This is a genomic window from Glutamicibacter sp. 363, assembly GCF_052379505.1.
GTDB lineage: Bacteria > Actinomycetota > Actinomycetes > Actinomycetales > Micrococcaceae > Glutamicibacter.
Genome location: NZ_JBQSYR010000001.1, coordinates 207,264 through 219,465 on the forward strand (window position 1 = coordinate 207,264; position 12,202 = coordinate 219,465).

Here is a 12,202-nt window from a genome sequence, read left to right on the forward strand (position 1 = left end):
CTAGCGGGCCCCGGAGGGTGGAACCAGCACTTGCACTTCAAGTTACTCATGAGTAACGTATGGTTTAGGTCACAGTGATGCTGGCCACTGCCCCGGTTCTCGGGGCAGCCTGAAACTACCCCAAGGAGCCCGACGGTGAGTGTCAACACCTCGACCGTGCCCGGAAACGCGCACACCTCGCTCGACGACCGCGATGTCGTCTTCATCGACGGGGTACGCACCCCCTTCGGCAAGGCAGGCGAGAAGGGAATCTACCACGGCACCCGCGCCGATGACCTCGCGGTCAAGGCGGTCCGTGGCCTCCTTCGCCGCAACCCGGAAATTCCCGCCGAGAAGATCGATGAGATCGCCATGGCGGCCACCACCCAGACCGGCGACCAGGGACTGACCATCGGGCGCACCGTGGGCCTGCTCTCCGGGATCCCCAAGTCGGTGCCCGGATTCGCCATCGACCGGATGTGCGCGGGCGCCATGACGGCGGTGACCTCGCTGGCCGGCGGCATCGCCTTCGGCTCCTACGACGTGGCCATCGCCGGCGGCGTCGAACATATGGGAAACCACCCCATGGGTGAGGGCGCGGATCCGAACCCGCGCTTCCTCTCCGAGAAGATCGTCGATCCGCAGGCCCTGAACATGGGCAACACCGCGGAGAACCTGCACGACCGCTTTCCGGAAATCACCAAGGAACGCGCCGACAGCTACGCGGTAGCCTCGCAAAACAAACTGGCTCGCGCCTATGAGAACAACCAGATCCAGCCGGATCTCGTGGCGGTCTCCGCGAAGCGGCCGGGCGAAGGCTGGGCGGTCAACACCGTTGATGAACCACCGCGGCCGGGCACCAGCTTGGAATCGCTAGCCGAACTGCGCACCCCATTCCGTGCCCACGGCCGGGTGACCGCCGGCAACGCGGCGGGACTGAACGACGGCGCCACCGCGGCTATGCTCGCCAGCGGCGCGGCGGTGCGTGAGCTGGGACTGACCCCGAAGATGCGCATGGTTTCCTTCGCCTTCGCCGGGGTGGAGCCCGATGTCATGGGATACGGCCCCGTTCCGGCCACCGAAAAGGCGCTGGCCAAGGCCGGCTTGGGCATCACCGATATCGGACTGTTCGAAATCAACGAGGCCTTCGCCGTGCAGGTGCTCTCCTTCCTCGACTTCTACAACATCGCACAAGACGATGAGCGGGTGAACCGCTACGGCGGGGCGATCGCCGTTGGCCATCCGCTGGCTTCCTCGGGCGTGCGCCTGATGACTCAGTTGGCCCGCCAGTTCGAAGAGGACCACACGGTGCGTTACGGAATTACCACCATGTGCATCGGCCTCGGCATGGGTGGCACGGTGATTTGGGAGAATCCAAACCACCCAGAATTTGGCGCAAAGGCTTAGGGAGCAAGAAATGACTCAGGACTTTTCGGCCGTAGCCGAACTCATGCACGATGAAACGATCACCCACTCGTTCACCAAGGATGTAGCCCTACCGAGCGGCAAAACCCTGGTACTGCTCACCCTGGACAACGGGTTGGACCATAAGAAACCCACCACGCTGGGCCCCAACGGCCTGCTGGAGCTGCACGCCGCGCTCGAAAAGCAGGCGGCCCGCGCCAAGTCCGGGGAAATCCACGGACTGGCCATCACCGGCAAACCCTACTTCCTCATCGCCGGCGCCGACCTCTCGGCGGTCACCCGGCTCTCCGCACCGGAGCAGGCGACCGCGATGGCGACCCTCGGACACCGAGCCTACGCATTGCTCGCAGATCTAGGCGTGCCGACCTTTGCGTTCACCAACGGGCTTGCCCTAGGTGGCGGCCTGGAAATCGCGCTGGCCTGCACCTACCGCACGGTGAGCACCGCAGCCGGAGCGCTGGGGCTGCCCGAAGCTTTCCTGGGCCTGATCCCTGGATGGGCCGGCGTCTACCGACTGCCGCGGCTCATCGGACCAGAAAACGCGTTGAAGGTCATGGTGGAGAACCCGCTGAACAACAACCGCACGCTCTCCGGCCCGGCGGCCTACAAACTCGGTGTGGCCGATGCATTATTCGAGCCCGCCGACTTCATCGAGCGCTCGGTCGCGTTCGCAGACGGAGTGCTCAGCGGCGACATCGAGGTCAAACGAGAGAATTCGGTAGACCCCAGCGATCCAGAGGTAGCCCGACGCTGGCTGCAGGCGGCAGACAAGGCCGAACAGTTTGTCGACGCGAAGCTTTCCGGGGCCGCCCCCGCGCCCTACAAGGTGCTCGAAGTCTTCCGCCAGGGGTTGACGCTCACCCAAAAGGAATCGGCCGAGCTGGAAATCCAGGCGCTCACCGAGCTGATGGCCACCAACCAGTTCAAAAACACCGTGTATGCCTTCCTCGAGCTGGTGCAAAAGCGTGGCAAGCGTCCGGCCGGAGCGCCCGATGCCAAGCTCGCCCGACCGGTTACCAAGGTCGGCGTGGTCGGTGCGGGCCTCATGGCAAGCCAACTGGCATTGCTCTTCGTGCGCAAGTTGGGCGTTCCGGTGATCATCACCGATCTGGATCAGTCACGCATCGACAAGGGCTTGGCCTACATCCACGGTGAGATCGACAGGTTGCACGCCAAGGGACGGATGAGCCAGGACGCGGTCAACCGCGCCAAGGCCTTGGTCTCCGGTTCGGTCACCAAGGAGGTGTTCGCCGATGCAGACTTCGTCATCGAGGCGGTCTTCGAGGAACTCACTGTCAAGAAGCAGGTCTTCGCCGAGGTGGAAGCGGTAGTCTCCCCCGAATGCATCCTGGCCACGAACACCTCCTCGCTCTCGGTCACCGATATGGGACGGGACCTATTGCATCCCGAACGCCTTGTCGGTTTCCACTTCTTCAACCCGGTAGCGGTGATGCCGTTGCTGGAAATCGCGGCGACGCAGTGGACGAATGAAACCACCGTAGCCACCGCCTTCGCCCTGGGCAAGAACCTGCGCAAGACGACGGTGCGCACCAAGGACGCCACGGCATTTGTGGTGAACCGCGTGCTCTTGCGGCTGATGAGCGAGGTCCAGGCCGCGTTCGACGAAGGCACCGACGCGCAGACCGCGGATACCGCGCTGGCTCCCATGGGCCTGCCGATGACGCCGTTCACGCTTCTGTCCATGGTTGGCCTGCCCGTCGCGCAGCACGTCAACGAATCGCTCAACGCGTCCTTCGGGGATCGATTCGCGGTGTCCGAGAACCTGGGCAAACTGGTCGACGCGAAGATCGCCACCTTATGGGCCAAGGACGGCAACGGCCAGCCGATGCTGGACCCCGCGGCCCAGGCGCTGCTGAGCTTCGGCGGCAAGCCGTCGACCAAGGATCAGATCCTCACCCGGGTGCAGGATGCGCTGGCTGAAGAAATCGGCCTGCTGCTTTCCGAAGGCGTGGTCGCCGAGGCCGCCGACGTTGATCTGTGCATGATCACCGGTGCGGGTTGGCCGATGCATCTGGGCGGGATCACCCCGTATCTGGATCAGGTCGGAGCCTCCGAGCGGGTGAACGGGAAGAAATTCAATTCCTAGCACTCCGGCAGTTCACGCCCCGTGTTGCTGACTCCCCCAAGGAGTCATTGGCAACACGGGGCGTTGTCCTTGCCGGACGCAATCGGCGCTGACTAGAGACGAGAGAAATCTTCGGCTTAGCTATGGCACAGGTTCATCTGAGAGAATCCCGGTATGACCGAATTTGCACGCCCAGCCCGCCGCACGGTGATGTGCGCCTCCGCGCTGCTAGGATCCAGCGCCCTGCTCGCCGCCTGCGGCAACGGAGAATCTGCCGCCCCGAATCCGACGCCCGAGCAAGTGCCCGAACCAGCCGGCGAAGCGCAGAACGTCTTGCCATTGGCGGACCTTCCCGAGAAATCCCGCGCTCAGGTCGTGGCGAAGGACCCGGCTACCGGTGAAGAAATAGGCGTCTTGCTTTTCCGCCAGGATGCGAAGACCGTGCATGCCTACTCGAATATCTGCACTCATCAAGGATGTGCGGTGACTACGAAATCTTCCAAAGATGACTTCTACTGCGCCTGCCACGGCTCGCGTTTCCAACCCGCCGACGGTGCGGTGTCCGCCGGTCCGGCCATTGCCGCCCTGCCTCGCTATGCCTGCACCATCGAAGATGAGCAGATCGTGGTGTATCTGGGCCAGGCCTAGCGAAGAGCGGCGGGCGAATAAATGCCCTTGGGCTAGTGCCAGCCGGTCCATCGTCTGCAACAATTGGCCTATGAATGGATCTATCCCACCAACGCGCCGCAACTTGCTCGGGGCGGCCGGTGCCGCAGGAACCATCGTTGCGCTCACTGCCTGCAGCGGCGGATCCTCCTCCGAGCCCGCTATCTCGGCGAGCGAGGCGCCCAGCCCCACCGGGGAAGGGCAAATTGTGCTCGGCACGGCAGAATTGCCCGAGAACGGCAAGGCCGAAGTGATCGTGCGCGGTCCAGCAAGCGGCAAGGACCTAGGAGTCTTGCTCTATCGCGCCGACGCGAGCACGGTGCTGGCATACTCGAATATCTGCACCCACCAAGGTTGCGCGGTCGGCACGGACACCGATGAGGCGAACTTCTATTGCCCCTGCCACGGGTCGCGCTATGCCTACCAGGACGGTACCGTGCTCGGTGGGCCGGCCCCGCGTCCGCTAGTTCGCTACGCGGCGGCCATCGAGGGCGAGAATATCCTCGTCTTCCCGCCGCAAGATTCCTGAACCACGGGCAGCTGACAGTTCACGGAGCAAAGGTGCGCCGATCCCTTCTTGGGTCGGCGCACCCTAGCTCCGCGTCTTTGGCGGTGTTCCACTAAAACAGGGCAACCTTTTGCGGGCTAGGGAAGATCGCGTTGATTTCAGCGCTTTCCTCCGTGGTAGGCACCCACCGGATCGCGTGTGCGTTGGCCTTGACCTGCTCCGGACGCGTGGAACCGGCGATCACCGATGCCACCGGCTCTTGTGCAGCCAGCCAGCAGAAGGCCAGCTCGGCCGGTGCCAGATCGCGGTAGGCGGCAAAGGCGGAGAACTTCTCCAGCTGTTCGAAATCGCTGGTTTCCAGTAGCTGCTGGCGGGCATGGGTCAACCGGCTGCCCTGGGGCGCCGAGCCCTTGGCGTACTTTCCGGTGAGCAATCCATTGGCCAGCGGGAAGTAGGGAAGGACTCCGAGCCCGAACTCCTTGGCTGCGGGCAGCACTTCCAGTTCAGCCCGGCGGTCGATCAGATTGTAGTGGTTCTGCGCCGAGATGAATCGCTCCGTTCCCAGCTCGCGGGCCACATATTCTGCCTGGGCGATCTGCCAGCCGGACCGATTGGAATGGCCGAGGTAGCGCACCTTGCCGCTGGTGACCAGGTCATCCAGGGCACGCAAGGTTTCCTCGATCGGGGTCTTCGCATCCGGGGTGTGGAATTGATACAGGTCGATATGGTCGGTGCCAAGCCGGCGCAGCGAGGCTTCCACGGCGTTGACGATATAACGCCGCGAGCCGCGAGCCGCAAAGTCTCGCCCGTTGACGCCTTTCATATCCATGCCGAATTTTGTCGCTAGGACCACGTCCTTGCGGGCGGTGCCCAACGCCTTGCCCAGGCGTTCTTCGGACAATCCGGGTTCGCGCCCATAGGTGTCGGCCACGTCGAAGAGGGTGATTCCTGCATCGAGGGCGGCGTGGATCACCGCATCGGTTCCCTCTTGGGATTCCGTGGCGGTTCCGGGGCGCCCCAAGTTGTTGCAACCGAGTCCGACGACGGAAACACTCAGGCCGCTGTGGCCAAGCTGACGAAATTCCATAAGCACCTCTTTGATTGTTTTCATGGGGCCGCTTCACGCAACGGCTACTTACCCATAGGCTATCGGGTAGGACGGTGTGCGGAACATTTCACGCCTCAATTCACTGTGTTGCATATTTATCCATTAGGATGGAAACATGTCTAAAGTCCTCACCTCTCTCCCTGTAGGCGAACGCGTAGGTATCGCGTTCTCCGGCGGCCTTGATACTTCGGTCGCAGTTGCCTGGATGCGCGACAAGGGCGCCATCCCGTACACCTACACCGGCGATCTCGGCCAGTACGACGAGCCGGATATCGATGCAGTTCCGGACCGCGCCCTGGAATACGGCGCCGAAGCCTCTCGCCTGGTCGATTGCAAGCCAGCTCTGGTCGAAGAAGGCCTCGCCGCGCTTTCCTGCGGTGCCTTCCACATTCGCTCGGGCGGAAAAGCCTACTTCAACACCACCCCGCTGGGCCGTGCGGTCACCGGCACCCTGCTCGTGCGCGCCATGCGCGAAGACGGCGTTGACGTGTGGGGCGATGGTTCGACCTACAAGGGCAACGACATCGAGCGCTTCTACCGCTACGGCCTGATGGCCAACCCGAAGCTGCGCATCTACAAGCCGTGGCTTGACCCGGCATTCGTCGCTCAGCTCGGCGGACGCTCGGAGATGAGCGAATGGCTGCAGGAGCACGGTTTCCCTTACCGCGACTCGGCCGAAAAGGCCTACTCGACCGACGCCAACATCTGGGGTGCAACCCACGAGGCGAAGACCCTGGAACTGCTGGACACCTCCCTCGAGGCCGTCGAGCCGATCATGGGCGTGAAGTACTGGGACGAATCCGTAGAGGTCAAGGCCGAGGATGTTTCGGTCACCTTCTCCGCCGGCCGTCCGGTTGCCATCAATGGCAAGGAGTACACCGATCCGGTGGCCCTGGTCAACGAGGCAAACATCATCGGTGGACGTCACGGACTGGGCATGAGCGACCAGATCGAAAACCGCATCATCGAGGCGAAGTCGCGCGGCATCTACGAGGCTCCGGCCATGGCGCTGCTGCACATCGCCTACGAGCGCCTGGTCAACGCCATCCACAACGAAGACACCGTGGCCAGCTACCACAACGAAGGCCGCCGCCTGGGCCGCCTGATGTACGAAGGCCGCTGGTTGGACCCGCAGGCGCTGATGCTGCGCGAGGCGCTGCAGCGTTGGGTCGGCTCGGCCATCTCCGGTACCGTGACGGTACGTCTGCGCCGCGGCGACGACTACACCATCTTGAACACCGAAGGCGAGAACCTGAGCTACCACCCGGATAAGCTGTCCATGGAGCGCGTAGGCGACGCAGCCTTCGGCCCACTGGATCGCATCGGCCAGCTGACCATGCGCAACCTGGACATCGCCGATTCGCGCGGTCGCCTGGAACAGTACGCTGGCATGGGCCTTGTCGGCGGATCCACCGCAAAGCTCGTTGGCTCGTTGGAGAACGGCGGCGCCAACGATATCGTTGACGCTTCGCCTGTGGATGATTCCGGACGGGCGCAGGACCGCGCCATCGAGTCCGCAGCGTTCGACTCCGGCACCGACTAAGCGTCACGGCAAGCCAAAAGAGCCGGCCGGAACTTTTCCCTTGCGGGATTGTTCCGGCCGGCTCTTGCGCTTTGCGCTGCATGCTAAAACCTGCTGTTGGGGCTAGCTGCCTGCGCTCATGCTTCGATCAGAGCCAGCAGCGGGCTGACGGCGATTGTGAAGCCGATCAGCGAAACCAGGCGCAAGACCAGACGGATCCGCGATCCGGGCTTAGTGGTCGGGGCCGGCAGCCGGAAACCTTGCTCAACGATCCACGCGGCAAGCACCACGAAGACGCCGCCCAGGGCCAGCTGGGCACCGGGAACCTCGCCGAGCAGCGAGGTAATGCCAATACCAACAATCACACCGAGGCAGGCTTGGAACACTAAGTGAAGTGGTGTTCGGGTGGCCCCGATCTGTGATGTTTTGCGCGTGGCTCTGGGGGATTCGTCCCGATCCTCTTGTGGAATCATTTGTCCTTTGTCCTTTGTGCTTAGTGCGGCCGCCATCGGGTGGCGGCCGGCCCTCTGGGGCGATGGCGCAGAAGTCTGGCTTCACCATCGCTTTCGCGGGCGCAGCTACCGCGGGTCAGCGTGCCGCCCCGTCGCTTTTAGCTCAGTGAGAATGGTTTCGCCGGCATCGGGTGAGCCATCTTGACGGCCTCCACGTTGTCATAGGGCGCGATGCCCACGCTCATCTTGGTGAAGTCCAGCTTCGCGTCACGGATGCACACCTTGACCGCCGCGACGGCAAGCTTTGGTGCCGGTGAGAGTACCCGGATATTCAACTTGCGCGGCGCGAAGTCGCTGGATTCCACGGTGCCAAGTCCCCGCCAGGCGAGGTGTCCGGTCAGTGCTTCGGTCGCCTTCTTCTCCATGTAGCGGTCGCGTTCGGTGCCTTCCACCGTCTTCAGCGCGTACTGCACGATTACCCAGCTCTGTTCCTCGGTAGGGATCTCCGAGAAACCGTCCTCCGCGCAGGTGGCCAGGAATCCGGCGAAGAGTTCGTCGGCGCGTTCGGCCTTCACATCTTGGACCTCGTTGGTCTTTGACATGTGGCCGACGGTGCCGTGGTTGATCACGAATTGTCCGAGTTCCTCGTCCTCAAACTGCTGGTACCAGGCTTCGCGGAACTGCAGTTCGTTCTTCTCGTCAAGACGGTAGGTGCGAATGATCGCCATCGTTTTTCCTCTAGGTAGGTTTGGGTGCTGGGTTCAGTGCGGGAGTTCCGCGACCTTGGCCAGCCAGATCTGTCGGTGTGCGTGGGTGAAGGGCGGCAGGTTCTCGGCGACGTCGTGCATTAGCGTGGCACTGATTTCGCGCATCTGGCGCTGCAGTTCCTCGGGATATTTCATGCTGAGCGCATGCTCCGCGAATTCGTCTTCGTCGTCCAGGAACGTGCCGCGGGTGCGCGATCGGATGACGTCGAGGTCCATGTCCACGGAATTCACTTCCCACCCGCCGCGGCGCAGTGGCTGCCAGCCGATGGAGGTAGCCAGATCGATGTAGACATCAAAGTCATCGGACGCATCTGAATACAGGGTCGCTACCCAGTAACCCCGGTGCGGGATCAGGCACAGCGCGTCGGTAGCCGCCAGATGCGCGGTTCCGGGTCTGGCGACCAAGGAACCGGCCGGCTGGTGCAGCCAATGGCCGTGTTCATCGGAGCCCAGGTAAAAACCGGGGACCACCCAGTGGGCGCTGCCGTCGTATTTCCAGGCGCGACTGACAATCAGCGAGCCGAATTTCACCGATTCCGGGTTCCGCGTTAACCCGGTTGGGAATGGCATCGGTCCGCTCACAGCTTGGGAATCTGCCCGGTGGGAAGATCCTGGCCAGGCAGCGGCCGGGCGAAGGGCACCTTCGTGCCGAGCACCTGGGCCAGCGTGTCGCGGGCTACCTGCTTGGCGGTCAACCCCACGCGTTCGAGCACCTGGGCGCGGCTGCCGTGAGCCAGGAACTCGGTGGGCAGGCCAACCTCGTTCAAGGCCGTGTCGACCCCTGCCGCGCGCATTTCGGTGCGCAGCCGGGAACCGACGCCCCCGGCGCGCACGCCATCTTCGATGCAGACCACGATGCGGTGGCGGGCGGCCAGTGAAACCACCGATGCCGGTACCGGCAGCACCCAGCGCGGGTCGACGACGGAGACCGAAATACCTTGGCTGTTCAGCCGGTGTGCGACGTCCAGGGAGAGCTCGCTCATCGCGCCTACCGAGACGATCAACACATCCGGGGCCGCCCGGTCACCGAGTCGGGCCAGCACGTCCACCCCATCTGGCAAGCGGTCGATCGCCTCGACTTCCTCGCCCACCGAGCCCTTGGAGAAACGCACGACGCTCGGCGCGTCGTCGATGGCCAGCGCTTCGCGCAGTTCTTCGCGCAGCCGCGAGGCATCGCGCGGGGCGGCCAGGTGCAGATTCGGAATGATCTGGGTCAGCGCCATATCCCACATGCCGTGGTGGCTTGGACCGTCGGGTCCGGTGACACCGGCCCGGTCCAGCACGATGGTGACCCCGGCCTTGTGCAGCGCCACATCCATCAGCAGCTGGTCGAAGGCCCGGTTCAGGAAGGTCGCGTAGACGCAAACTACCGGGTGCAGGCCGCCAAAGGCCAGTCCCGCTGCCGCCGTCATGGCATGTTGTTCGGCGATTCCCACGTCGATGACGCGCTCGGGGTACTTGTCGGCCATCTTCTTCAGGCCTACCGGCTGCAGCATGGCCCCGGTGATCGCGACGATATCATCGCGTTCATCCGCCACTACGGCGATTTCATCGCCGAAGACACTGGTCCAGCTCTGCGCTCCCCCGCTGGAGACCGGGGTGCCGGTCTCCGGGTCGATCACGCCCACGGCGTGGAACTGATCCGCCACGTCGGCAATGGCCGGCGCATAGCCGTGGCCCTTTTCGGTCATCGCATGCACCAGCACCGGGCCGCCGAACTGCTTGGCCTGGAGCAATGCTTCTTCTACGGCGCCCTGGTTGTGCCCATCGATGGGACCGATGTATTTCAGTCCCAGATCCTCGAATAAGCCCTGCGGAGCCCACCAGTCCTTGATGCCCTTCTTGGTGGCGTGCAGGGACTTGTAGGCAAAGTTTCCTACGGCCCCCGAGTCTTTGAGCCTGCCCTTGAGCTTGCTCATGGCATCTTCGTAATACGGGTGGGTACGGAACTTATCCAGCTGCTGGCGCAGGCCCGAGAGCTGGTTGGCGAGTCCACCGATGGTCGGCGCATAAGAGCGTCCATTGTCGTTGACCACGATGATCGCCTTGCGGTCCTTGTCGGCGGCGATATTGTTGACCGCTTCCCAGGCCATGCCACCGGTCAGCGCGCCGTCCCCGACCAGCGCAATCGCGTAGCGCTCGGTGTTATTGCGCAGCTTGTTGGCCCGCGAGATGCCATCGACCCAAGAGAGCGAGGAGGAGGCATGGGAAGACTCGACGATGTCGTGCTCGGACTCTGCGCGGTCCGGATAACCGGCAAGTCCACCTTGCTGACGCAGGGTGGTGAAGTTTTGGCGACCGGTGACGAGCTTATGCACGTAGGACTGGTGACCGGTATCGAAGACGATCGAGTCGGTGGGAGAGTCGAAGACCCGGTGGATGCCCAAGGTCAGTTCGACCACGCCGAGGTTCGGTCCGAGATGGCCACCGGTACGGGCCACGTTGGCAATGAGGAATGCGCGAATTTCCCCCGCGAGGTCCTCTAACTGTTCCAGGGTAAGCGCCCGCAGATCGCTAGGCTTGTTGATGGTCTCCAACAAAGACACTGTCATCCCCTTTTGCTTGTTCGCCCGCTACGGACCGGTCGATCCATCCGAAACTCTTAGTGTAGCTTTCGCAGGACTATTTACATTATCCGTCACCTTTCGGTGAGGTGCGAATTTACCCGCAATGACCTTGGCTACTGTTAGCGGTAGCCCGAATGGCTGGGGCCACCGCCGGTATTTTCAGAATAGTTCCAACGCGTCGCGCAGCATACGGTGCCCCTGGGTTTCAAAGGCCGTGTCGCCGACCTGAAAGGCCCAAACTGCGGTGCCGATCGCCTCGCGCAGTTGCGTGATAGGCCAGCTACGCGGCTCTCGCGGGTCCGTCCCGTAGCCGTGAAAGAACGCTGTCGCTAATTCAGGATGCTCGCGCCACTGCTGGGCCGAGAGCCTGGCCAAATCGCTCTGAGCGGGCCGCAAGGCGAAGCGGCCAAAGTCGATGACCCGCAGTTTCCCTTGTTCGACCACCCAGTTCCGTGGTTGCCAGTCACCGTGTGTGGGCACAACGACGATGGGCGCAGGGCGATAGCCTGTAAAGATCCGACGGGCGGCGGCCAAGGAGGGCGGATCAATTCGGTGCTCTGCCTCCAGCCAGCTCAATCCGCTGGTTATGAAATTCTTTTCGTATCCGTCATCCATTTTGGCGTATTGCCCGTGCAGCAGGCGCAATGCCCGACCGGCCTGTTCGTGTATATCCGGATTATTGGCGCTGGGAGTCTGCTCGCATAAGACACCGGGTAAATAATCCAGGAGCAGCAGACGCTGCGCCCGGTCTTCATGACGCATCGCGGCAGTCAGCCCGTGTTCCAGCAACGGGGCGGTGTAACCTGTGTGGGCCTTGAATTCTCGGCCGAGATGAAGATTCGCCGATCCGGCCGTCTTGAGGATGTAGTCCCGTCCGAGCGAACGAAGACGCAACACGCGCGTGTCCGTCAGGCCCCACGAAAGATCTTCAATCAGCAGCGGACAGTGCAGCCACTGCTCCACCAATGCCGCCTGCGGGCCGGTGAGCAGTCCGCGATGCCAGTTAGCGCTCATGGGTTCAGCTTAGTTCCTTGCCGGAGGGCATTAAATGCCCGAAGGCCCCAAAGCGTTTGCTTTGGGGCCTTCGGGTTGTTCCAGGAACCGGAACCGACTTCAGGTAGA

The 12,202-nt window shown here is 62.9% G+C and carries 11 protein-coding genes; 5 read left to right on the plus strand and 6 right to left on the minus strand.

Annotated features, from left to right (window positions below; translation table 11 throughout):
* Nucleotides 1–135 precede the first annotated feature (135 nt).
* The 4 genes from ACT3UA_RS01040 to ACT3UA_RS01055 all read left to right on the plus strand — a co-directional run bounded on the left by ACT3UA_RS01040 (nt 136) and on the right by ACT3UA_RS01055 (nt 4,685).
* On the plus strand, nt 136–1,386 hold the full coding sequence (locus ACT3UA_RS01040; RefSeq protein ID WP_096286367.1) for a thiolase family protein: 1,251 nt from the start codon (nt 136–138) through the stop codon (nt 1,384–1,386).
* A 10-nt stretch (nt 1,387–1,396) separates the two neighbouring features.
* Nucleotides 1,397–3,511 (plus strand): 3-hydroxyacyl-CoA dehydrogenase NAD-binding domain-containing protein, encoded by a 2,115-nt coding sequence (locus ACT3UA_RS01045; protein WP_096286369.1) that lies wholly within the window; start codon nt 1,397–1,399, stop codon nt 3,509–3,511.
* 153 nt (nt 3,512–3,664) lie between these two features.
* Entirely contained in the window at nt 3,665–4,138 is a 474-nt protein-coding gene (locus tag ACT3UA_RS01050; RefSeq protein ID WP_096286371.1) for a Rieske (2Fe-2S) protein, read from the plus strand.
* Between the two features lie 70 nt (nt 4,139–4,208).
* Nucleotides 4,209–4,685, plus strand: a complete 477-nt coding sequence (locus tag ACT3UA_RS01055; RefSeq protein WP_444615333.1) for a QcrA and Rieske domain-containing protein — start codon at nt 4,209–4,211, stop codon at nt 4,683–4,685.
* Between the two features lie 91 nt (nt 4,686–4,776).
* Here the strand turns inward: ACT3UA_RS01055 and ACT3UA_RS01060 are convergent, their stop codons facing one another.
* Nucleotides 4,777–5,751, minus strand: a complete 975-nt coding sequence (locus ACT3UA_RS01060; RefSeq protein WP_096286509.1) for an aldo/keto reductase — start codon at nt 5,749–5,751, stop codon at nt 4,777–4,779.
* A gap of 136 nt (nt 5,752–5,887) precedes the next feature.
* Between ACT3UA_RS01060 and argG the strand changes: the two genes are divergently transcribed.
* Entirely contained in the window at nt 5,888–7,315 is a 1,428-nt protein-coding gene (argG, locus tag ACT3UA_RS01065; RefSeq protein WP_096286375.1) for an argininosuccinate synthase, read from the plus strand.
* A gap of 116 nt (nt 7,316–7,431) precedes the next feature.
* Here argG and ACT3UA_RS01070 read toward each other — a convergent pair whose 3' ends face one another.
* From ACT3UA_RS01070 to ACT3UA_RS01090, 5 genes are all read right to left on the minus strand, one after another.
* Entirely contained in the window at nt 7,432–7,659 is a 228-nt protein-coding gene (locus ACT3UA_RS01070; RefSeq protein WP_141393533.1) for a hypothetical protein, read from the minus strand.
* 245 nt (nt 7,660–7,904) lie between these two features.
* Nucleotides 7,905–8,474, minus strand: coding sequence for a hypothetical protein (locus tag ACT3UA_RS01075; RefSeq protein WP_096286379.1), 570 nt, complete (start codon nt 8,472–8,474; stop codon nt 7,905–7,907).
* A gap of 33 nt (nt 8,475–8,507) precedes the next feature.
* The gene (locus tag ACT3UA_RS01080; protein ID WP_096286511.1) at nt 8,508–9,083 is read right to left on the minus strand and encodes a DUF402 domain-containing protein; all 576 of its coding nucleotides are present in this window, start codon (nt 9,081–9,083) and stop codon (nt 8,508–8,510) included.
* Between the two features lie 8 nt (nt 9,084–9,091).
* The gene (dxs, locus tag ACT3UA_RS01085; protein WP_096286513.1) at nt 9,092–11,059 is read right to left on the minus strand and encodes a 1-deoxy-D-xylulose-5-phosphate synthase; all 1,968 of its coding nucleotides are present in this window, start codon (nt 11,057–11,059) and stop codon (nt 9,092–9,094) included.
* 180 nt (nt 11,060–11,239) lie between these two features.
* The gene (locus tag ACT3UA_RS01090) at nt 11,240–12,094 is read right to left on the minus strand and encodes a phosphotransferase (RefSeq protein ID WP_096286381.1); all 855 of its coding nucleotides are present in this window, start codon (nt 12,092–12,094) and stop codon (nt 11,240–11,242) included.
* Nucleotides 12,095–12,202 lie beyond the last annotated feature (108 nt).

What these genes read in the sequence shown, in the direction of transcription:
- ACT3UA_RS01060 (WP_096286509.1), bottom strand. Translation starts at nt 5,751, where the DNA reads ATGGAATTTCGTCAGCTTGGCCACAGCGGCCTGAGTGTTTCCGTCGTC.
- ACT3UA_RS01075 (WP_096286379.1), bottom strand. Translation starts at nt 8,474, where the DNA reads ATGGCGATCATTCGCACCTACCGTCTTGACGAGAAGAACGAACTGCAG.
- ACT3UA_RS01045 (WP_096286369.1), top strand. Translation starts at nt 1,397, where the DNA reads ATGACTCAGGACTTTTCGGCCGTAGCCGAACTCATGCACGATGAAACG.
- ACT3UA_RS01090 (WP_096286381.1), bottom strand. Translation starts at nt 12,094, where the DNA reads ATGAGCGCTAACTGGCATCGCGGACTGCTCACCGGCCCGCAGGCGGCA.
- ACT3UA_RS01050 (WP_096286371.1), top strand. Translation starts at nt 3,665, where the DNA reads ATGACCGAATTTGCACGCCCAGCCCGCCGCACGGTGATGTGCGCCTCC.
- argG (WP_096286375.1), top strand. Translation starts at nt 5,888, where the DNA reads ATGTCTAAAGTCCTCACCTCTCTCCCTGTAGGCGAACGCGTAGGTATC.
- ACT3UA_RS01055 (WP_444615333.1), top strand. Translation starts at nt 4,209, where the DNA reads ATGAATGGATCTATCCCACCAACGCGCCGCAACTTGCTCGGGGCGGCC.
- ACT3UA_RS01080 (WP_096286511.1), bottom strand. Translation starts at nt 9,083, where the DNA reads ATGCCATTCCCAACCGGGTTAACGCGGAACCCGGAATCGGTGAAATTC.